General features: G+C 51.2%; 24 protein-coding genes and 1 riboswitch. Of the genes, 9 read left to right on the forward strand and 15 right to left on the reverse strand.

Features of this window, described 5'->3' with window-relative positions; translation table 11 throughout:
* Positions 1-214 precede the first annotated feature (214 nt).
* Genes ACLJTG_RS05285 through ACLJTG_RS05295 form a run of 3 tightly spaced genes read left to right on the forward strand, consistent with a single transcriptional unit; the run spans position 215 to position 3449 of the window.
* Positions 215-1486 carry a nucleoside permease gene (locus ACLJTG_RS05285; protein ID WP_000858692.1) on the forward strand — a complete coding sequence of 424 codons (1272 nt, stop codon included), beginning with the start codon at positions 215-217 and terminating at the stop codon, positions 1484-1486.
* Positions 1483-2487 carry an ADP-ribosylglycohydrolase family protein gene (locus ACLJTG_RS05290; RefSeq protein WP_000642799.1) on the forward strand — a complete coding sequence of 335 codons (1005 nt, stop codon included), beginning with the start codon at positions 1483-1485 and terminating at the stop codon, positions 2485-2487. The genes ACLJTG_RS05285 and ACLJTG_RS05290 overlap by 4 nt, the downstream gene beginning before the upstream one ends.
* The gene (locus ACLJTG_RS05295) at positions 2484-3449 is read left to right on the forward strand and encodes a PfkB family carbohydrate kinase (RefSeq protein ID WP_001012652.1); all 966 of its coding nucleotides are present in this window, start codon (positions 2484-2486) and stop codon (positions 3447-3449) included. Before ACLJTG_RS05290 ends, ACLJTG_RS05295 begins: the two co-directional genes overlap by 4 nt.
* Here the strand turns inward: ACLJTG_RS05295 and ACLJTG_RS05300 are convergent.
* The 3 genes from ACLJTG_RS05300 to thiM are packed head-to-tail and all read right to left on the reverse strand — an operon-like array spanning position 3423 to position 5789.
* On the reverse strand, positions 3423-4169 hold the full coding sequence (locus tag ACLJTG_RS05300; RefSeq protein ID WP_000434062.1) for a GntR family transcriptional regulator: 747 nt from the start codon (positions 4167-4169) through the stop codon (positions 3423-3425). The two genes, ACLJTG_RS05295 and ACLJTG_RS05300, sit on opposite strands and share 27 nt — an antisense overlap.
* A gap of 35 nt (positions 4170-4204) precedes the next feature.
* Positions 4205-5005, reverse strand: a complete 801-nt coding sequence (gene thiD, locus ACLJTG_RS05305) for a bifunctional hydroxymethylpyrimidine kinase/phosphomethylpyrimidine kinase (RefSeq protein ID WP_001188956.1) — start codon at positions 5003-5005, stop codon at positions 4205-4207.
* Positions 4992-5789, reverse strand: coding sequence for a hydroxyethylthiazole kinase (thiM, locus tag ACLJTG_RS05310; RefSeq protein WP_079951315.1), 798 nt, complete (start codon positions 5787-5789; stop codon positions 4992-4994). Before thiM ends, thiD begins: the two co-directional genes overlap by 14 nt.
* A gap of 31 nt (positions 5790-5820) precedes the next feature.
* Positions 5821-5917, reverse strand: a riboswitch (TPP riboswitch).
* A gap of 281 nt (positions 5918-6198) precedes the next feature.
* On the opposite strand from thiM, the gene rcnB reads away from it, so the two are divergent.
* Entirely contained in the window at positions 6199-6513 is a 315-nt protein-coding gene (gene rcnB / locus ACLJTG_RS05315) for a Ni(II)/Co(II) efflux transporter accessory subunit RcnB (RefSeq protein ID WP_000837534.1), read from the forward strand.
* 261 nt (positions 6514-6774) lie between these two features.
* Here rcnB and ACLJTG_RS05320 read toward each other — a convergent pair whose 3' ends face one another.
* From ACLJTG_RS05320 to apbC, 6 genes are all read right to left on the reverse strand, one after another.
* Positions 6775-7782, reverse strand: coding sequence for a putative fimbrial-like adhesin protein (locus ACLJTG_RS05320; protein ID WP_198898272.1), 1008 nt, complete (start codon positions 7780-7782; stop codon positions 6775-6777).
* 15 nt (positions 7783-7797) lie between these two features.
* Entirely contained in the window at positions 7798-10287 is a 2490-nt protein-coding gene (locus tag ACLJTG_RS05325; RefSeq protein WP_000945362.1) for a fimbrial biogenesis outer membrane usher protein, read from the reverse strand.
* Between the two features lie 13 nt (positions 10288-10300).
* Positions 10301-10984, reverse strand: coding sequence for a fimbrial biogenesis chaperone StcB (gene stcB, locus ACLJTG_RS05330; RefSeq protein WP_000698775.1), 684 nt, complete (start codon positions 10982-10984; stop codon positions 10301-10303).
* Positions 10985-11039: 55 nt separating this feature from the next.
* Positions 11040-11570 (reverse strand): fimbrial protein YehD, encoded by a 531-nt coding sequence (yehD, locus tag ACLJTG_RS05335; RefSeq protein WP_079951316.1) that lies wholly within the window; start codon positions 11568-11570, stop codon positions 11040-11042.
* 278 nt (positions 11571-11848) lie between these two features.
* Positions 11849-12130 carry a YehE family protein gene (locus tag ACLJTG_RS05340; protein ID WP_000760404.1) on the reverse strand — a complete coding sequence of 94 codons (282 nt, stop codon included), beginning with the start codon at positions 12128-12130 and terminating at the stop codon, positions 11849-11851.
* A gap of 277 nt (positions 12131-12407) precedes the next feature.
* Positions 12408-13517 (reverse strand): iron-sulfur cluster carrier protein ApbC, encoded by a 1110-nt coding sequence (apbC, locus tag ACLJTG_RS05345; protein WP_001005424.1) that lies wholly within the window; start codon positions 13515-13517, stop codon positions 12408-12410.
* 164 nt (positions 13518-13681) lie between these two features.
* Between apbC and metG the strand changes: the two genes are divergently transcribed.
* The 3 genes from metG to ACLJTG_RS05360 all read left to right on the forward strand — a co-directional run bounded on the left by metG (position 13682) and on the right by ACLJTG_RS05360 (position 17116).
* Complete coding sequence (gene metG / locus ACLJTG_RS05350; RefSeq protein ID WP_000195332.1) at positions 13682-15715, forward strand: methionine--tRNA ligase; 2034 nt, start codon at positions 13682-13684, stop codon at positions 15713-15715.
* A gap of 240 nt (positions 15716-15955) precedes the next feature.
* Positions 15956-16414 carry a YehR family lipoprotein gene (locus ACLJTG_RS05355; protein WP_000703137.1) on the forward strand — a complete coding sequence of 153 codons (459 nt, stop codon included), beginning with the start codon at positions 15956-15958 and terminating at the stop codon, positions 16412-16414.
* 171 nt (positions 16415-16585) lie between these two features.
* Positions 16586-17116 (forward strand): YehR family lipoprotein, encoded by a 531-nt coding sequence (locus ACLJTG_RS05360; RefSeq protein ID WP_001197951.1) that lies wholly within the window; start codon positions 16586-16588, stop codon positions 17114-17116.
* Positions 17117-17172: 56 nt separating this feature from the next.
* Here ACLJTG_RS05360 and ACLJTG_RS05365 read toward each other — a convergent pair whose 3' ends face one another.
* From ACLJTG_RS05365 to ACLJTG_RS05375, 3 genes are read right to left on the reverse strand one after another with little or no spacing between them, the layout of a single operon-like run.
* On the reverse strand, positions 17173-17640 hold the full coding sequence (locus ACLJTG_RS05365) for a DUF1456 family protein (protein ID WP_000950413.1): 468 nt from the start codon (positions 17638-17640) through the stop codon (positions 17173-17175).
* Between the two features lie 46 nt (positions 17641-17686).
* Complete coding sequence (gene btsR / locus ACLJTG_RS05370; protein ID WP_000598637.1) at positions 17687-18406, reverse strand: two-component system response regulator BtsR; 720 nt, start codon at positions 18404-18406, stop codon at positions 17687-17689.
* Positions 18403-20088: a sensor histidine kinase gene (locus tag ACLJTG_RS05375; protein ID WP_000272850.1), complete on the reverse strand. Its 1686-nt coding sequence runs from the start codon at positions 20086-20088 to the stop codon at positions 18403-18405. The genes btsR and ACLJTG_RS05375 overlap by 4 nt, the downstream gene beginning before the upstream one ends.
* Positions 20089-20310: 222 nt before the next feature.
* Between ACLJTG_RS05375 and mlrA the strand changes: the two genes are divergently transcribed.
* Positions 20311-21042, forward strand: coding sequence for an HTH-type transcriptional regulator MlrA (mlrA, locus tag ACLJTG_RS05380; protein WP_001240417.1), 732 nt, complete (start codon positions 20311-20313; stop codon positions 21040-21042).
* A gap of 59 nt (positions 21043-21101) precedes the next feature.
* Positions 21102-21209: a protein YohO gene (locus ACLJTG_RS05385; RefSeq protein WP_001261696.1), complete on the forward strand. Its 108-nt coding sequence runs from the start codon at positions 21102-21104 to the stop codon at positions 21207-21209.
* Here ACLJTG_RS05385 and ACLJTG_RS05390 read toward each other — a convergent pair.
* The 3 genes from ACLJTG_RS05390 to ACLJTG_RS05400 are packed head-to-tail and all read right to left on the reverse strand — an operon-like array spanning position 21190 to position 24014.
* On the reverse strand, positions 21190-21921 hold the full coding sequence (locus ACLJTG_RS05390) for an ABC transporter permease (protein ID WP_000824854.1): 732 nt from the start codon (positions 21919-21921) through the stop codon (positions 21190-21192). The two genes, ACLJTG_RS05385 and ACLJTG_RS05390, sit on opposite strands and share 20 nt — an antisense overlap.
* The gene (locus ACLJTG_RS05395) at positions 21905-22852 is read right to left on the reverse strand and encodes an ABC transporter ATP-binding protein (RefSeq protein WP_000569166.1); all 948 of its coding nucleotides are present in this window, start codon (positions 22850-22852) and stop codon (positions 21905-21907) included. Before ACLJTG_RS05395 ends, ACLJTG_RS05390 begins: the two co-directional genes overlap by 17 nt.
* Entirely contained in the window at positions 22845-24014 is a 1170-nt protein-coding gene (locus tag ACLJTG_RS05400) for an ABC transporter permease (RefSeq protein WP_001278103.1), read from the reverse strand. Before ACLJTG_RS05400 ends, ACLJTG_RS05395 begins: the two co-directional genes overlap by 8 nt.
* Positions 24015-24017: the final 3 nt, after the last annotated feature.

Consider the following 24017-nt stretch of genomic DNA (forward strand, 5'->3'; position numbering starts at 1 on the left):
GAATAGTCCTGCCCCGCAGATTGCGGGTCGCAATAAGCCTGGTACTGACCGACCATTTTTGCCAACTTTAGCGCATTTTTTCGGCGCTATCTGCTGACTCGATTCACGTCCGAAAAAGTGTTAGATCGGTCAAAATTAATGCTCAATGGTATTTAAAAGGTATTATTAAATGGTATTGTCATGGCGTACCTTACCTGTCATGAAGGATTCAAAAATGAAAACGACCTTTAAACTGTCGTTCATGATGTTCGTGGAGTGGTTTATCTGGGGCGCCTGGTTCGTCCCCCTGTGGCTATGGCTAAATAAAAGCGGGTTTTCCGCCGGTGAAATAGGCTGGTCTTATGCCTGTACCGCCATTGCGGCGATCCTGTCGCCGATTCTGGTCGGCTCCGTTACCGACCGTTTTTTCTCAGCGCAAAAAGTCCTGGCGGTACTGATGTTTGCAGGCGCCGTGCTGATGTATTTCGCGGCGCAGCAAACCACCTTCGCCGGATTCTTTCCGCTGCTTCTGGCCTATTCATTGACCTATATGCCGACCATCGCGCTGACAAACAGCATTGCCTTCGCTAACGTACCGGACGTTGAACGCGATTTTCCACGCATTCGCGTTATGGGAACCATTGGGTGGATTGCCTCCGGCCTCGCCTGTGGATTCTTGCCGCAAATGTTAGGCTATAACGATATTTCCCCCACCAACATTCCACTGCTCATAACCGCCGCAAGTTCAGCGTTGCTGGGCGTATTTGCGTTCTGTCTGCCAGACACGCCGCCAAAAAGCACCGGCAAGATGGATATTAAAGTGATGCTGGGGCTGGATGCGCTGGTTCTGCTGCGCGATAAAAACTTTCTCGTTTTCTTCTTCTGTTCCTTCCTGTTTGCCATGCCGCTGGCCTTCTACTACATCTTCGCTAACGGCTATCTGACAGAAGTGGGAATGAAAAACGCCACCGGCTGGATGACGCTCGGCCAGTTCTCTGAAATCTTCTTTATGCTGGCGCTACCCTTTTTCACTAAGCGCTTTGGTATTAAAAAGGTATTATTACTTGGTCTTATTACCGCCGCGATCCGCTACGGCTTTTTTGTCTATGGCGGCGCGGAGACGTACTTCACTTACGCCCTGCTGTTCCTCGGTATTTTGCTGCACGGCGTAAGTTACGATTTCTACTACGTCACCGCCTACATTTATGTCGATAAAAAAGCGCCGGTTCATATGCGTACCGCTGCGCAAGGGCTTATCACCCTCTGCTGTCAGGGATTCGGCAGCCTGCTGGGCTATCGTCTCGGCGGCGTGATGATGGAAAAAATGTTTGCTTATCCGCAACCGGTTAACGGTCTGACATTCAACTGGGCGGGCATGTGGACGTTTGGCGCAGTGATGATTGCCGTCATCGCGCTACTGTTTATGATTTTCTTTCGCGAATCGGACAAAGAGATCACTGCTATTGACGATCGCGATATTGCGTTGACACAAGGGGAAGTAAAATGAAAGCAGAACGTATTCTCGGTGCTCTTTACGGGCAAGCGTTAGGGGATGCGATGGGAATGCCCTCTGAGCTGTGGCCGAGAACGCGCGTCAAAGCGCATTTCGGCTGGATTGACCGCTTTCTGCCCGGCCCAAAAGAAAATAATGCCGCCTGCTATTTTAACCGCGCGGAGTTTACGGATGATACCGCAATGGCACTCTGCCTGGCCGACGCGCTACTCGAATGCGAAGGCAGCATTGATCCCGAGATTATTGGACGTAACATCCTCGCCTGGGCAGAACGCTTTGATGCGTTCAATAAAAATGTACTCGGCCCGACGTCAAAAATTGCGCTGAATGCGATTCGCGACGGCAAACCCATCGCGGCGCTGGAAAATAACGGCGTGACTAACGGCGCGGCCATGCGCGTTTCGCCGTTGGGCTGCCTGTTGCCGCCAACTAACCTGACAGCCTTTATAGCAGAAGTAGCGTTAGCCTCCAGCCCGACGCATAAATCCGATCTGGCGGTGGCTGGCGCCGTGGTTGTCGCCTGGGCCGTCTCGCGAGCGGTTAACGGCGACACGTGGCAAAGTATTGCCGACTCGCTCCCCGCCGTCGCCCATCAGGCGCAGACAGCGCGTATTACCACGTTTAGCGCCTCGCTATCGGCACGTCTGGAACTGGCGCTAAACATTGTCCGCCACGCCGACGGCGTCGAATCTGCCAGCGAACAGCTCTATCAGATCATCGGCGCGGGAACCAGCACCATTGAATCGGTTCCCTGCGCTATCGCCATGGTGGAACTGGCGAATACCGATCCTAACCGCTGTGCCGTGCTGTGCGCTAACCTCGGCGGCGATACCGACACTATCGGCGCGATGGCTACCGCCATTTGCGGCGCGTTGCACGGGGTAAGCGCCATTAACCCCCAGTTAAAGCAAACGTTGGACGAGGTTAATCAGCTGGATTTTGCGCGCTATGCCGTTGCGCTGGCGAGCTATCGTCAACGGCGGGAGGCACTATGAACGGCGCACGGTTGCTGACATTATTACCGACCCTGCATACCCGGCGTCCGCTCACCGTTATCGGCGCGGCAGTGATCGATATCATTGCCGACGCCTGGACGTTGCCGCGTCGCGGAGGCGATATTGAACTGCAACAACAGAGCGTCAATGTCGGCGGCTGTGCGCTGAATATTGCCGTGGCGTTGAAACGACTGGGGATTGACGCCAGCAATGCGCTGCCGCTGGGCCAGGGCGTGTGGGCGGAGAGGATTCGCCGCCGTCTGGCAAAAGAGGGATTATCCAGCGTGATTGACGCGGTTGAAGGAGATAACGGCTGGTGTCTGGCGTTAGTCGAACCGGATGGCGAACGCACGTTTATGTCTTTTAGCGGCGTGGAAAACCAGTGGAATGCGGACTGGCTGTCGCAGCTCAGGACACCGCGGGGCAGTCTTGTCTACCTGTCCGGCTATCAACTGGCCTCGTCCTGTGGCGAGCCACTGATCCAGTGGCTGGAAACCGTCGACGATGTAACGCCTTTTATCGATTTTGGCCCGCGAATCGGTGATATTACAGACGATGCAATGGCGCGCATTATGGCCTGCCGGCCCATCGTCTCCCTCAACCGCCAGGAAGCCATCATCGCTGCGGAACGCGCCGGGCTTGCGACCGATACCCGCACTTTCGGCGAAGCATGGGTAAAACGCTTTTCCGCGCCGCTGGTGGTGCGCCATGATAAAGACGGAGCGTGGTATTTTAGCGCGCAATCTTCCGGCGTTGTGCCAGCGTTTCCGGCAACCGTGGTGGATACCATCGGCGCGGGCGACAGCCATGCTGGCGGCGTGCTGGCAGGACTGGCGTCAGGCTGGCCGCTCGCGGATGCCGTACTGCTGGGAAATGCGGTGGCAAGCTGGGTGGTCGGGCATCGCGGCGGCGACTGCGCGCCCACGCGCGAGGCGCTACTCCTCGCACACAAAAACGTATAGGTCGCTACGACAATAACTGATGCTGTATTCAATAGGCCGCTGCTGCTGATCGAGCGCCACCTGCTTAATCACCAGCACCGGCACTTTACCATCCATTTGAATATGCGACTGAAACTCATCATCCGGCATCCGGGCGCTGACGCGGGATCGGGTACGCTGAGGGTAAATGTGCTGGCGACGAAAATAGTCATACAACGAAATGCCAATCGCGTCGACATCATGAATCAGATGCGCGGGCACCCAGGACTCTTCAATCGATACCGCGTCCTCATCAACATAACGAATGCGTTTGAGTAAAAAGACGTCGCTGCCTGCGGGGATCGCCAGGTGCTGCGCGACCTCATCCGGACAACTTACCACGCGTTTGTTAACCCATAGCGTATCCGGTTTTTTGCCGCGCAAGACAACCTGCTGAGAAAATCCCCGCGCCTCTTTCAGGGAATATTCAAAGATATTATTGATTTGCGTACCGTAGCCGCGGGCGCGCGTGACGACACCCTCTTCTTCCAGCGCCTGCATCGCTTTTCGTACCGTGATGCGCGAGACGCCGGTAAGCTGGCTGAGATCGCGTTCGCCAGGCAAAATATTACCGTGCTCAAGAATACCGCTGCGCACGGCATCCTTTACCGTCTGGGCGAATTTCATGTATAGCGGCGTATTATCCGCCGCTGAAATTCGTTCATTCAGTTGCGCGATGAGCCGGGTATGCGCTTGTTCCATTTATCTTTCCTGACGACGGGTCTGTAGGCAGTATACTACCACCACGCGTGGAAATGATGTACCGGACCAATGCCCTTCCCCACTTCCAGCGTGTCCGCCTGCGCCAGCGCCGCCGAAAGCCATGTCTTCGCCTCGTTTACCGTCTCTCCCCAACAGCGATGCCGGGGCCGTAACGCCGCCAGCGCCGCCGACAGCGTACAGCCCGTTCCATGCGTATTTTTGGTGTTCACACGCGGCGCGCTAAAACGTTGCTCGCCCTCACGGGTAAAGAGCCAGTCCGGGCTTTGCGCATCCTCTAAATGCCCGCCTTTCATCAATACCGCTTCACACCCCATCGCCAGTAACGCCCGCCCCTGCGCCAGCATCTCCTGTTCCGTACGCGCATGGGGCGCATCCAGCAACGCTGCGGCTTCCGGCAAATTAGGCGTAATCAGCGATACCTGCGGCAACAGCCGGACGCGTAATGTTTCTATCGCAGAGGGCGAGAGCAGCGGATCGCCGCTTTTCGCCAGCATCACCGTATCCAGCACCACATTACGTACATGATGACGCTGTAGTCGCTCCGCCACGGCCTCGACAATATCGGTTTCCGCCAGCATGCCGATTTTTGTGGTATCAATGCGCACATCGCTGAACACGGAATCAAGTTGAGCGGCGACAAAGTCCGGCTCTATCCGGTACACCGACTGTACGCCACAGGTATTTTGCGCCACCAGCGCGGTGATGACCGAACAGCCATATGCGCCCAGCGCGGAAAAGGTCTTGAGATCCGCCTGGATACCGGCCCCGCCGCTGGGATCGGTGCCGGCAATCGTCAGCGCGTTAATTCGTTGCATTGACCGCCTCCATATCCAGATGATAGAGCGCATCAAGAAAAGCCGGGATGAAGCTGCCCGGTCCTTCGCTACGCTCTGCCGCGACCTGTCCAGCCAGTTTCATCCAGCAGCAGGCCGACGCGACATTGTCCAGCGCGGCGCCCGGTAACGCGCAACTGGCGGCGACAACCGCCGACAACGCGCAGCCGGTGCCTACAATGCGAGTCATTAACGGATCGCCGCCGGGAATGCTCAGCGTGCGCTGACCATTAGTGACGTAATCTATCTCTCCGGTAACCACAACGATGCAGTCTATCTGACGCGCCAGCGCCTGCGCCGCAGGCAGTGCGGCCAACGCCGCCTCGGTGGTATCTACGCCGCGTCCGCCCAGCGCCATGCCGGATAACGCCAGGATTTCCGAGGCGTTGCCGCGTATTGCCGCCGGGCGCAGGGACAAGAGATCCAGGCAAAATCGCCGACGAAATTCCAGCGCGCCCACCGCGACAGGATCAAGCGTCCACGGCGTTTTGGCATCATAAGCGCTTTCTACCGCCGCACGCATCGCGTCAGCGCGTGAGGCAGTTAATGTTCCGACATTAATCAGCAAGGCGTTGGCGATGGCGGCAAACGGTCTGGCCTCGACAGGATCAATCACCATGGCGGGTGAAGCGCCCAGCGCCAGCAACGTATTGGCGGTAAACGTTTGTACGACGTCATTCGTCATACAGTGCGTAAGCGGGGAGAGCGCGCGAAAGTGTTTTAACGTATGCGCCGCAAGCGTGCGGCAGTGCAGGTCAGGCTGCATGGTTCAGCTCCTGCCCGCGTGAAGAAGGGACACGAGCAGTGTCAGACTTCCCTACGCTGGCATTATCCAGATCAGGTGGTACGGGTATTTCTCAGCCTTCACAAAGAAGGGCACCCCGAGTCGTCAAGCCCCACCGTGTTAAGCGGGGTTTCGCTATTAAGCATACTGTCTGCGCCAGACAATGTAAATTTACAGCCAGCCGCGGACGATAATTTCAGCGTTATCAGATAGTTCTCAAAACCTATTCGGTTCTGGCAAACTTGCTGGCGGATATGTTGCTGCACGACGCTTTCGTTTACACTTTTTACGAAAAGGGGCGTGAGATAACAAAATAGCGCTTGTCAGATACGCCACCAGCAGAAATGATACACACGATGTTAACTGACCCGCATATGTGGAGGGTAAAAGTATGAAAAGTAAGTTGCTGCCTTGCGCGCTGTTGCTTGCAACCAGTTTTGCATGGGCCGCCCCCGCGACAACGGGCATTGATCAATATGAGTTAAAAAGCTTTATCGCCGACTTCACCCACTTCAAGCCCGGCGATACCGTTCCGCAAATGTACCGCACCGATGAGTATAATATTAAACAGTGGAAATTACGTAATCTGCCCGCGCCAGATGCCGGTACTCACTGGACCTATATGGGCGGCGCGTATGTACTGATTAACGATACCGATGGAAAAATTATCAAAGCCTATGATGGCGAGATTTTTTATCATCGATAAAAAAAGCCCCCTCATCCAGAGGGGGAAATACAGCCCCATGTTACTTTTTTATTAGCCCTTAATCACTCTATCCCCTTCAAACTGCCTTTTTGTTGACTGCCTTCACTACCCGATTCGCTCTGGATCTCGCCCTTTTGAAACTACCGCATACCACATTAAAATTTATTGCAGAAAAATTGTCATCCCGGTCACTTATTATTGTAAGTGACCGGAAGTTCATTCACCTATCGCGCCATATATTTTAAATGTTTTTCATATACATTAATCGTATTTCACATAGATCAGCGCAGTCGCTTTTAGATCGCCTGGCTTTATATTGTCTCGGTCATAAACATAATAACTGGCGATAATAGGGATTGTTATCATATCACTGTTGAGCGGCGTGCCTACTTGATCCACTTTCCATAACGTTGAAGCATTACCTTGCTCTGCTGTATTTGAAATATTCACCGTTTTTCCACCGCTCTCCAGTATAAATCCGACGCCATTATTCACAGCACCACGCAACACAGAATAGCTATCTGGTATTAAATCACTGCTGGAGAGATAAACCGTCATTTTACGCGATGTTTGTTTAGCATTACCAAAAAGATTATCACACTGGAGTCGAATATTATCCGCGGCATTTTTGTTGCTGACCTTGCCTGTGTTATATAATTCAGAAAGCGCAATATTCGGTAGCGTGATCGTCAGATCTTCAGGTTTGCAGGTTGTCTGCTTGCGATCGTAGGACACAAACAGATCAAATGAATATAACCCTGCACCTCTAAGATAACTATTATAATCTGCGGCACAGGCATTCCAGCCTCTTCCTGCTAGCAGGCACCCTAAAAACCGCAAACTGGCCGTAAACTGAGTTGCAGAAGAAGCGCTTGTTATTGATACCACCCCGTTGATTAGGACACTGTTCCCACTACCGGCAGAAATATTTACATTCGCCCCAGAGGAAGCGGGTTCAACCGTTACCATATAGCCCGTTGTAAACGGCATTGTGAGAGTATTATTATCTGCCCAGGCGATTTTTAACTTCAGTTTTACTGTATCATTGTATAATCCCACGATGATATCGGAAGGATCCATACGCGTTATCTTATAAGTCCCTGAACAAGTTGTATCGTTAAAATTATGGCTATAAGTTGCGGACTGATTAGGGTTAATCGTAAAATCCTCACGAATAATTAAATTATCCTGATAAGTAATTTCTCCCGTACAGGCTGCGTATGTTTCAGGTAAAATCAATAACATCACGATAAAAAGAAAGAGTTTCATTTCACCACCTCACCACTACCGACAAATATAAACTTTACTTTCATCAACCGTTTTACCAAAGGTGATTGAACATGAAAGCCCCTGCTCTTTATCTACTGGTACACTGACTTCGGGCGGAATATCATTCGTTCGAATAAATAGCTGACTACCTTGTCCAACAATGCCCACATTATGACCATGATGATCTACTACATCATAACCAAAAATAAGAGGCGAACCATCAGGACGCTGCGCTTTAATAAACCATGGTTTACGCTGGTCGGTATCAAAATTCACTAGCACGACGGCCCCTCGGTACGGGGCGGCAACTTTACGGTTACCGCGTAATTCCGTTTCACTGCTACTTTGCGACACATCAAGCATAAGATGGTTTTCGCGATATGGCGTAAGGTTGTCATAAACCACCGTTCCTTTTTTATTGGTGGTCCGATATTTTTGGCCGTTAACGTAGGCTCCTTCAAGTCCCGGAGCCTGCATAATCGCAAAGGTATCTGAAAGCCGGCTGGATAAATTCAACCCGCCACTCCAGGCTACAACCCCACCGGAAATACTTCCGCCGGTCTGAGTATAATTGGACGACTGGCTGTAACTACCATTAAGCGTTGCAACGGGCGTATTCCAGGTTAAATTCGTCCCCGCAGTGGTCTCACTATCGTGTCGCTGATGACTAACATTCACGCCGTAATTAAATTGATCGCGACTGCCTGCCGTACCGGTTAAACCAATATTGTTTGAGGTAAATCCATCATCATCAAAGGTCGTCGAGTTCGACACATTCAGATGACGCCGCGGGGTAGTAATACCGTCCCCCCAGTCAAAGGGAATTGAAATAAACAGGTTAAAACGTTTATCTTCATTATGATCCTCGTCGTAAGTCTGACTGGCGGATAACGTATAATTAATTTTCTGGAACGTATTGGAATAGCTTATTTGATAATCTTTACTGGTGCCGCTACGTCCCCAGTAATCACGCCATAATGCACTCAGTGATACTGCGCCCCATCCTTCTGGCAAGGATTGGCTCACATTAGCTGAAAACGTATTTTTACGCCCAAAATCGTTTTGATAATAATCAGCAATATCGTATACATCATTCTTATCGCGACGATAGTTATTTTTATTATTGGCCCAGACATGATCGTTAAATGTGCGGTAATCCTGTGATGAATACCGATACGCAGCCAGACCAAACCGAGTTAATGTTTGGGTCAGGTATTTATTATAAGCAATCTGATAACTCTGACCATCAAATACATCGCCATTATCCTGTTTACTGTGCGCTCGCGTAGCGTCAAGCGAAATGGCGCCAATCCGGGTATTCCACCCCGTGCCGAGGGTAAACGCATTATAATGGTTCGATAGCATCGTACCGCCATAAAGCGTCAACAGGTTATTAAGGCCATACTGATAACTGATTTGTGTAAAATCGGCCTGATTATCGGCGCCTTCAATATGACTACGGCCGGCGGAAAAATCATACTTAGAGACGCCAGGCTGCAACATGTTCGGTACGGAAGCGTAAGGCACCAGCCAGGTATTTATCGAACCATCCGCCTCACGCACGGTGACATCAAGATCCGCGCCACCGCCCGCGAGTTGCAGATCCGCAATGGAAAAGGGGCCAGGAGGAACCTCTTTCTGATAAACAACGAATCCGTTCTGTTCGATGGTTACCAAAGCGTTAGTCTGTGCAATCCCCTGCACCAACGGCGTAAAATTCTGTTTCGAGTTTGGCAACATTTGCATATCGCGGAACAGGCGAACGCCGGTAAATCTCACAGAATCAAAAATCTCTGACGAGGTATACTGATCCCCGGCGCGTAATGTGCCGAGGAGCTCAGCGATACCGCGCTCCAGATACAATGTGTTGCTTTTCCACTCACCGCTGCTGCCATCGGTTTTATTAAATGTGGTATCCGCATGCGCTTGCCAGCCCAACAGATTGAAACCGCTATTGAACCGAACGTAAGTACTTTCACTACTGCCAGAATTCTTATAGTCACTGTAATACTGGCTGGCATAGTAAGAAGTATAAAATGCATTGATGCCGCGATCCCAGTTTTCAGGCAATACATAACCCGCCTCGACCTCATTTACATAGGCCTGGGGAACGCTCAAATCCAGCCGAAAAACGCCAATATTAAAAGTATAGCCACCGCTTCTCACGACATCTTTTAACGCAATACAATCCGTTGCTCCCTGCGGTTGCAGACCATCGCTTATCACACCAATATTTTTCAACAACTCAGTTGAAATACACGTGCTACCGGGATCATCGGCAACAATGATATCGTATTTACCTCGCCATTGATTGTTGACATAAATATCCAATTCGTACTGTCCCGGAATTGGCTTATTCTCATCCAGATGGAAATTTGTTATTTTTTGATCTCTCATTCCCCCCACCATAAAATGGGTATCAAACGTTTCCGTCGCGATAGCCTGCGTTTGCCAGGTAAACAGAGTCAATAAAACAAGCGAAGCGATGGGCGTCATCCTTAGCATGATGAACTCCTGTTTATTTTACATTAATTTTGCTACTAATATAGTTACCATTATCATCAATAATCGTTACTTCATACTGGCTTGTTGACGCATATTTCATGTTAATATTTTGCGTCGATAGCGGTGGCAGCATGATAGTTTGATCATTAATCTTAGTATTTCCTGCTTTTACATCCGTCACGGTAATCCAGTTTGCAGTATCATTTTTCATGATGACAGTTTTATTACTGCGAAATAAACCAATCCTCTGAAAACTGTCTTTGGTTACGGCGGCAATTCGACTGGGGCGCCATATTAATTTTATTCGATTCTGCATTGCGAATTTAAGCACATTTTTACCGGCGTTTTCCTGGCTGTTTGGTGGAATATCAAGCACATTCAGATAAAACAGACTTTCTTTGTTGTCCGGTAAGCTATTAGGCATTTTCTTGATTTTGATCTGCTGACCAGACTCAGCGGCAACGCGCGCCACTGGCGGCGTCAGCATAAATGGCACCTGAATTTTTTCTGGCGGTAATGAAGTGTTACCGTCATCAATCCAGGACTGTACCAGCGAAGCTTGCTCGCCCTGATTCACCAATTGTACAACGACTTCTTTCTTCTCTGCCGGGTAAATCACACGCGTACCATAAATAACAATACCAGCATGCGCAGGCAAAATTATGGCAGATAATAATACTGCAGATAATATTTTCATATTTACACGGCCTTGCTTATAAAAAACCGGCGACGAACGCCGCCGGTTGAATAAATTAGTCAGTAACAACCGTTAAAGTCAGTGTTGAGCTAACATCACCAGAAGCAACATCACCGTCTAAACGCGCATAGCGTGCTAAAAAAGTCAGGTCGTATTCACCGCTGCTATTTGGATCTAGTGTCACCCCCGTCTCTGGATCAATCTGATTATCCGTACTTCCGTAGTAAACCGCAAAACCGACACCTTTGGCAGACCCGTTATTAAATGTGATATCGTGGCTGTCAAATTGCGTTGAAGAGAAGGTAATACGCGGCGCTACACCCTGTTGACATTTTATTTTCAACGGCATCTGAGTTTGATTAGTTACTGCGTCATAAATCTGACCCGGGGTTAAATTAATTATTTTATCCGCACCAATTTCATTCAGTCTAATTTCAGCGGTGTTCGTACCCAAAAATTGACAGGTAGTACCAACCACCTTTCCGTTAATATTCAGAACGCCTGAATCATACTCATCAACAGCAAAAGCCCCAGCGCTCATAAATACAGTAGACAATACAGAAGCAGCAATAAGTGAACGTTTCATAATCTCTTCCTTAATGAAGTAATTTCTATTTGTTAAGAGTTATTAACCCTTGCAACGAAAATTCTCATAGACAGGAAGTTATCGCAATGTAAACACGATGTTTTGTTGATTTAAAACAATTTACAGATTGCAATATAATTGCAACAAATAATCATTGCTTATCATTATTTTGTAAACTTATTAATTTCCGAAATTTACTGCCCTTAAACATAAACACAACAAATAAAAAAGCCCATATCATTGATATCAATGATATGGGCCTGCGGAATTAATAAGAATTAGTCGTAATGATTAACAACAATCTGTCGGGTGCTATCACCAGGCACCGTGTATAGCTGCGTTGTCACACCTCTCATCGGCGTAGCGGCGGGTGTTTGCAGAGTTGAAACGTGGATAGTGTTGCCGCAACGCTGCTGCAACTGTGCGTTTACCACTTCTGTACTGCACGTTGGCGCGGTCACTTTTCCACTGATGGTTAATGTTGCGGTGTCGGAGGCAAAAACAGGTACGCTTATCCCATAAGCCGAAACTATAATTCCCATCAGCAAATATTTTTTCATAGTGAGTAATTGTTCCTCTGGTGAACGTCAAACAGTATGCAGGCCGTCCTGATGAGCAGTATGAACGTATCGATACCTTAAAACCAATTGAAAAAATAAATCAGTAGGATAGGTATGATCAATTCAAATAATGTTTTTGCCGATTATTTCAGATAAACACCTGTCTGTTTAAGCAGGAATTAACAATGCGGGGGCTATTATTTTATTAATACATTCACTGCATCAATATATATTAATGCAGTGAATGTCATATTCTCTTTGGAATACGTCAGGAGGATTACACCGCGCGGAAGGCGATTTCTCCCGGAATCACTTCACCCTGCCAGTAAAGCTGTGCCGCAACGCGATCGGCCAGTTCGCGATAGATCGCGGTAAACTCGCTCTCCGGACGGCTAACCACCGTCGGCGTACCGCGATCGAGATCTTCACGCAGACTAATATGCAGCGGCATCTGACCCAGAAGCTGAGTATGGTATTTTTCCGCCAGCTTCTGCGCGCCGCCCGTGCCGAAGATCGGTTCGTGATGGCCGCAGTTGCTACAAATATGCATACTCATATTTTCCACAATGCCGAGCACCGGCACTTCCACCTTCTCGAACATCACGATACCTTTTTTGGCGTCGATTAGCGCGATATCCTGCGGCGTAGTCACCACCACCGCGCCGGTAACAGGAATGTTCTGCGCCAGCGTTAGCTGAATATCCCCGGTTCCCGGCGGCATATCCAGTACCAGATAATCCAGATCCGGCCACAGCGTCTCCTGCAACATCTGCATCAGCGCCTTACTGGCCATTGGGCCGCGCCATACCATCGCGTTATCGTCAGTCACCAGATAGCCGATCGAGTTGGTCGCCAGGCCGTGAGACATAATCGGCGCCATATGCGTACCGTCTGGCGATGTCGGGCGCTGATCTTCTGCGCCAAGCATGGTTGGGATCGACGGACCGTAAATATCGGCATCGAGAACCCCGACCTTTGCGCCTTCAGCCGCTAACGCCAGCGCCAGGTTTACCGCCGTGGACGATTTCCCCACCCCGCCTTTACCGGAGCTCACGGCAATGATGTTTTTCACGCCATTAATGCCAGGCTGATTTTTGACGCGTTTCAGCGTCGCAATGTTGTACGACAGTTTCCAGTCGATCGCTTTTGCGCCCGTAATACGTAACAGATCGGCGCTGCATTGCTCTTTTAATACCTCAAACGCGCTGTTCCAGACGAACGGCATGACCAGCTCAACGTGCAGCGTATCATCCATCCAGGCGACGTGGTGCAACGCCTTAAGCGTGGTGAGGTTATGCTTCAGGGTTGGGTGCTGAAAATTCGCCAGCGTCCCGGCGACCATCGCTCGCAGGGTATCTGGTGATTTGGCCTGGGATTGTTCGTTCATCCCGACTCCTTTTGTAGTTCTGAAAAGTACGATTGTAACTTTGTAGTTTACTCCAGCGGTAACAATTATTCATTTACGGATAAATGCCCTTATCGATTGGCGCAGTAATTACCATTTTGGTACTATCAAAGCCCTTTTTTACAACAGAAGAAGTAATACCCACTATGACTCAAGTCGCGAAGAAAATTCTGGTAACGTGCGCGCTGCCGTACGCCAACGGCTCTATCCACCTCGGCCATATGCTGGAGCACATCCAGGCTGATGTCTGGGTCCGTTACCAGCGAATGCGCGGCCATGAGGTTAACTTCATCTGTGCCGATGACGCTCATGGCACGCCGATCATGCTGAAAGCGCAGCAGCTTGGTATTACGCCGGAGCAAATGATCGGTGAAATGAGCCAGGAGCACCAGACCGATTTCGCCGGTTTTAATATTAGCTACGACAACTACCACTCAACGCACAGCGACGAGAATCGCGAGCTGTCCGAGCTGATTTATACGCGCCTGAAAGAGAACGGTTTTATTAAGAACCGCACCATCTCTCAACTCTACGATCCGGAAAAAGGCATGTTCCTGCCGGACCGATTTGTGAAAGGCACCTGCCCGAAATGTAAATCCGCAGACCAGTACGGCGATAACTGTGAAGTGTGCGGCGCGACCTACAGCCCGACCGAACTTATCGAACCGAAATCCGTGGTGTCCGGCGCGACGCCGGTAATGCGTGACTCCGAGCACTTTTTCTTTGACCTGCCGTCATTCAGCGAAATGTTGCAGGCGTGGACCCGCAGCGGCGCGCTGCAGGAGCAGGTGGCGAACAAAATGCAGGAGTGGTTTGAATCCGGCCTGCAACAGTGGGACATTTCCCGCGACGCGCCGTATTTTGGTTTCGAAATCCCGAACGCGCCGGGCAAATATTTCTACGTCTGGCTGGACGCGCCGATTGGCTATATGGGCTCCTTCAAAAATCTGTGCGATAAGCGCGGTGACACGACCAGTTTTGATGAGTACTGGAAAAAAGACTCCGATGCCGAGCTGTACCACTTTATCGGCAAAGACATCGTCTATTTCCACAGCCTGTTCTGGCCTGCCATGCTGGAAGGCAGCCACTTCCGTAAGCCGACCAACCTGTTCGTTCACGGTTACGTGACGGTGAACGGCGCGAAGATGTCTAAGTCTCGCGGCACCTTTATTAAGGCCAGCACCTGGCTGAAACACTTTGACGCCGACAGCCTGCGCTACTACTACACCGCGAAGCTTTCTTCACGCATTGATGACATCGACCTGAACCTGGAAGACTTTGTCCAGCGCGTCAATGCCGATATCGTCAATAAAGTAGTCAACCTGGCCTCGCGTAACGCCGGTTTTATCAATAAGCGTTTCGACGGCGTGCTGGCGGCTGAACTGGCCGATCCGCAATTGTATAAAACCTTTACTGACGCCGCTGCGGTGATTGGCGAAGCATGGGAAAGCCGTGAATTCGGTAAAGCTATCCGTGAGATTATGGCGCTGGCCGACATCGCTAACCGTTATGTTGACGAGCAAGCGCCGTGGGTGGTGGCTAAACAAGAAGGCCGCGACGCGGACCTGCAGGCCATTTGCTCAATGGGCATCAACCTGTTCCGCGTGCTGATGACGTATCTGAAACCGGTACTGCCGACGCTTTCTGAACGCGTTGAAGCCTTCCTGAACAGTGAGTTGAACTGGGATGCCATCGAACAGCCGCTGCTCGGTCACAAGGTCAACACCTTTAAGGCGCTCTACAATCGCATCGACATGAAGCAAGTTGAAGCGCTGGTTGAATCGTCTAAAGAAGAGGTGAAAGCCGCAGCCGCGCCGGTTACCGGCCCGTTAGCCGACTTCCCGATTCAGGAAACCATCACCTTTGACGATTTCGCCAAAATTGACCTGCGCGTAGCATTGATTGAAAATGCTGAGTTCGTAGATGGTTCTGACAAATTGCTGCGTCTGACGCTGGATCTGGGCGGCGAGAAGCGTAACGTCTTCTCCGGCATTCGTTCCGCCTACCCGGACCCGCAGGCGCTGATTGGCCGCCAGACGGTAATGGTCGCCAACCTCGCGCCGCGCAAAATGCGCTTTGGCGTCTCCGAGGGAATGGTGATGGCCGCAGGACCTGGCGGGAAAGATATCTTCCTGTTAAGCCCTGATGACGGCGCGAAGCCTGGCCAACAGGTGAAATAAGCAACAAGCCGGAGCATGCTCCGGCTTTTTTAACCGCTTAATCCTGACTGGCATATCACCCCATCCGCGTGTTTTAACTTTTTCCTTAATAAGCAATAGCGTTAAGACTCCATATCCGGACTGCTAAATAACGGCTAAAAGTCATATTCTATCTCTCCCTGATACATTGCTATTACTGGGTTAAATTAATTCATTGAAATTATTTTAAAAACCCAATCATTATATAAAATGGAGTTTTAGATGAAAATTTCTGGCAAGTTATTGTCCGCGGCTTTGGCTTCCGTACTGGTGTTCTCTCTTGCTGGCTGTGGCGATAAAGAAGAATCAAAGACCTTTAACGCAAACCTGGCGGGGACAGAAATTTCAATTACTTACACCTATAAAGGTGACAAAATCATTAAGCAGACGTCTGAAAGTAAAATCAGCTATGCCACTGTAGGCGCTAAAACGAAAGAAGATGCCGCCAAAATTCTCGATCCGCTGAGCGCGAAATATAAAAATATCGCCGGAGTGGAAGAAAAATTAACCTATGAAGATACCTATGCCCAGGAAAACGTCTCTGTGGATATGGAAAAAGTGGACTTTAAAGCGTTACAGCAAATCTCAGGGACGATGGTGTCCGGCGATACCAGCAAAGGTATCAGCATGAAACAAACCCAGACGCTGCTGGAAGCTGCTGGTTTTAAAGAAGCGAAATAACTGGCAGGCATAATGTATTGCATCGACTGGTAAAGTCGCTCAGGGCGCTGCTTCGGCAGCGTCTTTTCTTTATGAATTCCGAAAAAAGACAGCCTCGCTGTAAGTCCCCTCGCCAAAGCCTATAATCCCTGAATTCCTGGCCACACCAATACTTAACGACAAGGAATTGTTATGCAGGTTCTACGTCTTATGGCACTGCCACTATTCGCGCTCTCTCTATCGGTTAGCATAACTGGCTGCGATCAGAAAAACGATACTCTCCAGGGAAAGCAAAATAACATGACAGCGTTTATCAAGAAGATAGCCGCTAGCAAAGAGTCAGAGGAAACACAACGCTATGTAGGTAATCTCAACGGTATTGAAATCAAGTTAACCTATTACTACAAAGGGGATATCGTTTTACGTCAAATATCTGAACATAAACTACTTTATAAGACCCTGAAAGCCAATAATAAAGAAGAAGCACAAAAAATGCTGAGTCAAGTCGGCGAAGCTTATCAGGGTATGCCGGGTTTGACTGAACGAATCGACTATTATGATAGCTATGCTACGGAATATGTGGATATTGATTTTACCCAGGCAAAAATAAGCGACCTCTGTAAATTGCCAGGATCATCAATTGACAACTGTTCCGCGTACTATCTGTCAATGATTCGCTCGCAGAAACTGTTGGAAGAGAGCGGGTATCATAGAATCAATTAGTATAATAATGCGTTTTCCCGGTCAGACAGGACGCTGCCGGGAACAATACCGCAGAATTACTTCGCCGCGTGTTCACGGGCCGCCAGACCGCGCAGAAAATAACGCATAAACTGATCGCCGCATTCGCGGAAGTTCTTATGGTCCGGCGCGCGCATCATCGCGGTGATCTCTGGCATTGAGACACGAAACAACTGACCGGTAAGTATCGCCAGGATATCATCTGTTTTTAGCGAAAAGGCAATACGCAGCTTTTTCAGCACAATATTGTTGTTGATACGACGTTCCGCCGTCAATGCAGGCGCCGCCTCATCTTTGCCGCGTTTTTCATAAATGAGGCCATTGAGAAATGAGGACAACACGATATCCGGGCAACGCTGAAACCCCTCTTCCTCTTCTTTGCGCAACCAGATTGCTATCTGCTCCGGCGTAGCATCAACGTTACCCAGCGCCAGGATACGCGCCAGATCGGTATTATTAGCTTTTAAAATGTAGCGCACGCTACGCAGAATATCGTTACTCAGCATGAGGCCTTCGGTCGTTTCTATGGCAAAACGATATTCTAACAGTCTTTTACAGGCCAATCGCCTCTTTTAAACTTTTCAGATAGCGACGGCTTACCGGCACCGTCAGGCCGTTGCGTAAAATCAGCTCTGCCTGCCCATTATCCTCCAGCCGAATTTCCTGCAAATGGGCCATATTCACCAGAAACTGACGATGACAACGCAGTAGCGGCGTCCGGCTTTCCAGCGTGCGCAGCGTCAGCTCGGTAAACCCCTCTTTCCCTTCACTGCTGGTCACATAAACGCCGCTCATACGGCTACTGACAAAGGCGACATCATCCATTTGCAACAAATAGATCCGGCTGTGTCCGGTACAGGGAATGAATTTAAGCGCCTGCTGGTTTTCCGGCAACAACGAAACATCCTGTTTACTGCGCTCCTGACGCAGACGATGTAACGTTTTTTCCAGCCGTTTCTCCTCTATCGGCTTGAGCAGATAATCAAAAGCGTGCTCTTCAAAGGCTTTGATGGCGTATTCGTCAAATGCGGTCAAAAAAACGATATACGGGCGGTGTTCCGGATCAAGCATTCCTACCATCTCCAGTCCACTGATACGCGGCATCTGAATATCCAGAAACAGCACATCAGGTCGCAACTTATGTACCGCGCCAATCGCTTCTACCGCGTTCGCGCACTCTCCCACAATCTCAATGTCATCCTGCCCCTGGAGCAAAATCCGCAGATTTTCCCGCGCTAACGGCTCATCATCCACAATCAGCACTTTAATCATGCGTCCTCCTCCAGTGGAAGTCGTAATGTAATTCGGGTAAAACAGTCCGGCTCGCAGGCCACGCTAATACCATAATCATCGCCAAAGTGTTCGCGCAGACGTTTATCAACCAGACTCATCCCCAGCCCGCTACTGCCGGCGGAAGGCTGATACAGTCCCGCATTATCTTCAATATCTAACATCAAATGCTGCCCTTCGCGCCGGGCGCGAATAGCGACGTTGCCGGTATCAAGCAGTTGCGACGTGCCATGTTTAATGGCGTTCTCAACAATCGGCTGTAATGTAAACGCAGGCAATTTCTGACGTGAAAGCGTCGATGGAACATCAAGCTGTACCTGCAGACGCGACTGAAAACGCGCTTTTTCAATTTGCAGATAAGCGTTCACGTGTTCAATTTCATCCGCCAGCGTGACGATTTCCGACGGGCGTTTTAAATTTTTGCGAAAAAAGGTCGACAAGTACTGCACCAGTTGGCTGGCCTGTTCGCTGTCGCGACGAATCACCGCTTTAATGGTATTGAGCGCGTTAAACAGAAAATGCGGATTCACCTGCGCGTGCAACAGCTTGATCTCTGACTGCGTCAGCAACGCCTTCTGCCGTTCATACTGCCCGGCCAGGATCTGCGCGGATAAAAGCTGCGCAATCCCCTCTCCCAGGGTGCGATTAATTGAGCTGAATAGTCGGTTTTTCGCTTCGTACAATTTAATGGTGCCCATGACTCGCTGATTTTCGCCACGCAGCGGGATCACCAGCGTCGAGCCGAGTTTACACTGCGGGTGTAGCGAACAGCGGTACGGCACTTCGTTGCCATCGGCATAAACCACCTCTCCGGTTTCAATCGCTTTCAGCGTATAACCTGATGAAATGGGTTTGCCCGGTAGATGGTGATCGTCGCCAATACCAGTAAAAGCCAGCAGTTTTTCACGATCGGTGATGGCGACGGCGCCAATATCCAGCTCCTGATATAACACCTGCGCCACCTTCATACTGTTCACTTCGTTAAATCCCTGACGCAGAATCCCCTCCGTTGACGCGGCGACCTTCAGCGCGGTAGCAGAAAATGCCGAAGTATATTTTTCGAACATGGCGCGCTTATCGAGCAAAATACGCATGAACAGCGCGGCGCCAACGGTATTCGTCACCATCATCGGCGCGGCAATATTACTGACCAGATGCAGGGCATCGTCAAACGGCCTGGCTATCAGTAAAATGATCAGCATCTGCACCAGTTCGGCAACACACGTAATTGCTCCCGCCGTCAGCGGGCTAAACACTTTGTCCGGGCGTCCGCGACGTATGAGAACGCTGTGTACCAACCCTCCCAGCAGCCCTTCGACGATGGTGGAAATCATACAGCTCAGCGCCGTCATGCCGCCCATAGAATACCGATGTAACCCACCGGTCAGGCCGACCAGCCCGCCGACGACCGGCCCGCCGAGTAGGCCACCCATCACCGCGCCAATCGCGCGGGTATTGGCAATCGAATCTTCGATATGTAGCCCAAAATAAGTGCCCATAATGCAGAAGATAGAAAACGTGACGTAACACAGAAGCTTGTGCGGCAGACGAACCGTGACCTGCATAAGCGGGATGAACAAGCGCGTTTTACTCATTAGCCACGCAATGACCAGAAACACGCACATCTGCTGAAGCAGCAGCAACACCAGATTAAACTCGTACATACCCGCAAACCACACTTCAATTAAAAGCGCGTAACATACATTGAGTACGATTAACTTTCTTTGAACTGTTGCATAAAAATATGAATTCGTGAATACGATCACTTAAACACCCCGCCGCAACCCGCTACTTCGCGTTTTAATGCATAAAAAACAGGCAAAACTTCCTGGTTCGTAAAAGAGCGTCTAAAGTTAAACCGGGACCTCGCGAGCAAGGGTGAAACGATGGCGCTTTACACAATTGGTGAAGTGGCTTTGCTTTGTGATATCAATCCTGTCACGTTGCGCGCGTGGCAGAGACGTTATGGACTTTTAAAACCACAGCGAACGGATGGCGGTCATCGTCTGTTTAACGATGCCGATATCGACAGAATCCGCGAAATCAAGCGCTGGATAGATAACGGCGTCCAGGTCAGCAAAGTCAAAGTGCTGCTCAGTAGCGACAGTAGCGAACAACCTAACGGCTGGCGCGAACAGCAGGAGATCCTGCTGCACTACCTGCAAAGCAGTAATCTGCACAGTTTACGGTTATGGGTCAAAGAACGCGGTCAGGATTATCCTGCCCAAACATTGACCACTAACCTGTTCGTCCCACTGCGGCGACGATTACAGTGCCAACAACCCGCCCTTCAGGCGCTGCTCGGCATTCTTGACGGTATCCTGATCAACTATATTGCGCTCTGCCTGGCGTCTGCGCGTAAGAAACAGGGAAAAGATGCGTTGGTGATCGGCTGGAATATCCATGATACCACCCGCCTGTGGCTGGAAGGTTGGGTCGCCAGCCAACAGGGATGGCGAATCGACGTGTTGGCGCATTCGCTTAGCCAGTTCCGCCCGGAACTTTTTGACGGCAAGACGTTACTGGTATGGTGCGGAGAAAACCAGACGCTGGCGCAGCAGCAGCAACTCCTGGCATGGCGCGCCCAGGGACACGACATTCATCCCCTTGGCGTTTAAACAGCAGCTAACAAATTCGCTTTAATGTATACTCCTTTTATTAACATAAGGAGTACATAATGCGCGTAGCGAAAATCGGGGTGATCGCCCTTTTCCTGCTGATGGCTATTGGCGGTATCGGCGGCGTGATGCTGGCAGGTTACAGTTTTATTTTGCGTGCCGGGTAAGCGCGCGCGTCAGCCTTTCAAACAGGCGATCGATAATGATCGCCGCCAGCGCCACCAGCAGCGCCCCCTGGATAACATAGGCCGTATTAAAGCCGCTAAGCCCGATAATGATCGGCGTGCCTAACGTACTGGCCCCCACCGTTGAAGCGATGGTCGCCGTACCAATATTGATAATCACCGAGGTTCGGATGCCCGCCAGAATCACCGGCGCGGCCAGCGGCAGCTCAACCTGATACAACTGTTGGCGACGGCTCATTCCCATACCGCTGGCAACGCTCATCACGCTGGCAGGCACCGCGCCCAGCCCGGCCAGGGTCGCCTGCAGGATGGGCAACACCCCATACAGGATCAAGGCGATAATGGCCGGTTGCTGACCAAAACCCATGACGGGTACCGCGATCGCCAGTACCGCGACCGGCGGAAAGGTCTGCCCGACGGCGGCGATAGTCTCCACCAGGGGACGAAACTCTTTCCCACTTTCTCGCGTGACCGCAATCCCTGCGCCGACGCCCACCACGACGGCAAACAAACTTGAGATGCCCACCAACCAGAAATGGGCGAGCGCGAGGGCGGCAAAACTCTCCTGTTGGTAGACCGGGCGCGGTAAATCGGGAAACAGCGCGGCGAAGAACGGCTGGCTATAAGGCAATCCAAACAGCAGAAGCAAGAACAGAACAATAAGCCAGAGAAGCGGATCACACAGTCGTTTCACGGGGGGACGTCTCCGAAAGCAGATCGCGGAAATGGAGCGTACCGCAGGGCTCGCCCTGCTGATTCGCCACCGGCAGGACGTCGCACCGACGGGCGACAAACATCGATAGCGCATCGCGTAGCGTCATCTCTTCCACCAGCGCGTCGCCGCTGAGCTGTTCATGCCGACGTACATAATCGCCTACGCTACGTAACGAAAGCAGCCTTACGCCCAGCTCGCTGCGGCCAAAAAATGCCTGCACGAAATCATTTTCCGGCGAGGTCAGCATAGAAAGTGGCGATCCCTGTTGGATAACGTGGCCCCCGTCCATCAGCACCAGATGGTCGGCGAGGCGTAGCGCCTCGTCGATGTCGTGCGTCACCAGTACGATGGTGCGCCCCAGTAGCTGATGAATGCGGGTCATCTCCTGCTGCAATGCGCCGCGCGTTACCGGATCAAGCGCGCCGAAAGGCTCGTCCATCAGCAATACCTGCGGATCGGCAGCCAGCGCCCGCGCAACGCCGACCCGCTGCTGTTGCCCGCCGGAAAGCTGATGCGGATAGCGATCGCGCAGCGCGCTTTCCAGACCCAATAATGCCATCAGTTCATCAATACGATCGTTAATCCGCGCACGCGACCACTTTTGTAGTTGCGGTACGGTGGCGATATTTTGCGCCACCGTCCAGTGGGGAAAAAGGCCGATAGACTGAATGGCATAGCCCATGCGACGGCGCAGTTCAAGCACCGGCAGGCTGCGGATCTCTTCCCCGGCAAAACGGATCGTTCCGCTATCATGCTCTACCAGCCGGTTAATCATCTTCAGAGTGGTCGATTTTCCCGAACCGGAGGTGCCAATTAACACCGAAAAGCTGCCTTCGCTAAAGTGCAAATTGAGGTCGCTAACAGCCTGTTGATCGCCGAAGGTTTTACTGACATGGTTAAATTCAATCATCGGTTGCTCCCTTCAAAAACGCGATCCATAAATCAAACAGCGCGTCGATCACTACCGCCAGCGCAATCACCGGAATGACGCCCAACAGGACTAAATCAATGGCGCTGCTCAATAGCCCCTGAAACACCAGCGCGCCGAAACCTCCCGCGCCAATCAGCGCGGCGACGACGGCCATTCCCACTGTCTGGACCATTACTACCCGCAGGCTACGTAAAAAGACCGGCAGCGCCAGCGGCAGTTGCACATGCCTGAAGCGCTGGCCGCTACTCATTCCCATTGCTCTTGCGCTCTCCAGCACATCGCGTGGCACCTGATTGAGCCCGGCGACCACGCCGCGCACCAGCGGCAATAACGCATAGAGCACCAGCGCTATCAGCGCAGGCGTCATGCCGGTTCCCGCGACGCCGAATTCGGCAAGCCACGGAAACTGTTTCACCAGCCCGGCCAACGGCGCGATCAGCAGGCCAAACAGCGCGACGGAAGGAATAGTCTGGATCACATTCAGTACGGTAAACACCGGCCCCTGGCGTGAGGCGGAAAAATAACACCAGACGCCCAACGGTAGTCCGATCGCCAGCGCCGGCAGCACCGTGCCCGCCAGTAACATTAAATGTTGCACCAGCGCGGCATCGAAAACATCCTGGCGGTTGGTATACTCTTTCAGAAGCGAGAGGTTGTCGAACGTGCCTGAAAACAGCAGCGCCAGCGGGACAATAACAATTTGCGCGTGCAGCAACCAGCGCCACAGCGGCCCAACGGTAATACGGCGGATCGCATCGCTACAGGCCAGCAGCATCAGACCGAGGCCCAGCCACAATCCACTTCCCAGACTGGTACGCGCCAGCGGACTGCCCTCCTGCGCCAACTGGGTCGCCGCCCTGCCGACTCCCCACAGCATGACAATAAAAAGCGTCTGCGCCATCATCAGCGTCAGTACGCTACCGCGTTTACCGGGCACAAAGCACAGCGTAAACAGCGCGCATCCCGCGCCAGTCAGCATCCAGATGGTCGCCGGCCAGATCTCCCATAACTGGCGCCCCTCGCCGCTCACCAGACGATTCGGGGCGTAATTAATGAAAGGCAGCGCGACAGCAAGCAGGGCCAGAACAACCAACAGCAACAGCACACGATTAACCGTAATTTTTTTGGCAGCGTCACTCACAGA

Source organism: Salmonella sp. SAL00672 (assembly GCF_046552175.1).
Lineage (GTDB): Bacteria > Pseudomonadota > Gammaproteobacteria > Enterobacterales > Enterobacteriaceae > Salmonella > Salmonella enterica.

Excerpts from the sequence above, each read along its gene's own strand:
- ACLJTG_RS05385 (WP_001261696.1), top strand. The coding sequence starts at position 21,102 with ATGCGCGTAGCGAAAATCGGGGTGATCGCCCTTTTCCTGCTGATGGCT.
- ACLJTG_RS05355 (WP_000703137.1), top strand. The coding sequence starts at position 15,956 with ATGAAAATTTCTGGCAAGTTATTGTCCGCGGCTTTGGCTTCCGTACTG.
- ACLJTG_RS05300 (WP_000434062.1), bottom strand. The coding sequence starts at position 4,169 with ATGGAACAAGCGCATACCCGGCTCATCGCGCAACTGAATGAACGAATT.
- rcnB (WP_000837534.1), top strand. The coding sequence starts at position 6,199 with ATGAAAAGTAAGTTGCTGCCTTGCGCGCTGTTGCTTGCAACCAGTTTT.
- metG (WP_000195332.1), top strand. The coding sequence starts at position 13,682 with ATGACTCAAGTCGCGAAGAAAATTCTGGTAACGTGCGCGCTGCCGTAC.
- thiM (WP_079951315.1), bottom strand. The coding sequence starts at position 5,789 with ATGCAGCCTGACCTGCACTGCCGCACGCTTGCGGCGCATACGTTAAAA.
- thiD (WP_001188956.1), bottom strand. The coding sequence starts at position 5,005 with ATGCAACGAATTAACGCGCTGACGATTGCCGGCACCGATCCCAGCGGC.
- ACLJTG_RS05325 (WP_000945362.1), bottom strand. The coding sequence starts at position 10,287 with ATGCTAAGGATGACGCCCATCGCTTCGCTTGTTTTATTGACTCTGTTT.
- ACLJTG_RS05375 (WP_000272850.1), bottom strand. The coding sequence starts at position 20,088 with ATGTACGAGTTTAATCTGGTGTTGCTGCTGCTTCAGCAGATGTGCGTG.
- ACLJTG_RS05285 (WP_000858692.1), top strand. The coding sequence starts at position 215 with ATGAAAACGACCTTTAAACTGTCGTTCATGATGTTCGTGGAGTGGTTT.
- ACLJTG_RS05395 (WP_000569166.1), bottom strand. The coding sequence starts at position 22,852 with ATGATTGAATTTAACCATGTCAGTAAAACCTTCGGCGATCAACAGGCT.
- ACLJTG_RS05290 (WP_000642799.1), top strand. The coding sequence starts at position 1,483 with ATGAAAGCAGAACGTATTCTCGGTGCTCTTTACGGGCAAGCGTTAGGG.
- ACLJTG_RS05295 (WP_001012652.1), top strand. The coding sequence starts at position 2,484 with ATGAACGGCGCACGGTTGCTGACATTATTACCGACCCTGCATACCCGG.
- ACLJTG_RS05360 (WP_001197951.1), top strand. The coding sequence starts at position 16,586 with ATGCAGGTTCTACGTCTTATGGCACTGCCACTATTCGCGCTCTCTCTA.
- apbC (WP_001005424.1), bottom strand. The coding sequence starts at position 13,517 with ATGAACGAACAATCCCAGGCCAAATCACCAGATACCCTGCGAGCGATG.
- stcB (WP_000698775.1), bottom strand. The coding sequence starts at position 10,984 with ATGAAAATATTATCTGCAGTATTATTATCTGCCATAATTTTGCCTGCG.
- btsR (WP_000598637.1), bottom strand. The coding sequence starts at position 18,406 with ATGATTAAAGTGCTGATTGTGGATGATGAGCCGTTAGCGCGGGAAAAT.
- yehD (WP_079951316.1), bottom strand. The coding sequence starts at position 11,570 with ATGAAACGTTCACTTATTGCTGCTTCTGTATTGTCTACTGTATTTATG.
- ACLJTG_RS05340 (WP_000760404.1), bottom strand. The coding sequence starts at position 12,130 with ATGAAAAAATATTTGCTGATGGGAATTATAGTTTCGGCTTATGGGATA.
- ACLJTG_RS05320 (WP_198898272.1), bottom strand. The coding sequence starts at position 7,782 with ATGAAACTCTTTCTTTTTATCGTGATGTTATTGATTTTACCTGAAACA.
- ACLJTG_RS05365 (WP_000950413.1), bottom strand. The coding sequence starts at position 17,640 with ATGCTGAGTAACGATATTCTGCGTAGCGTGCGCTACATTTTAAAAGCT.
- mlrA (WP_001240417.1), top strand. The coding sequence starts at position 20,311 with ATGGCGCTTTACACAATTGGTGAAGTGGCTTTGCTTTGTGATATCAAT.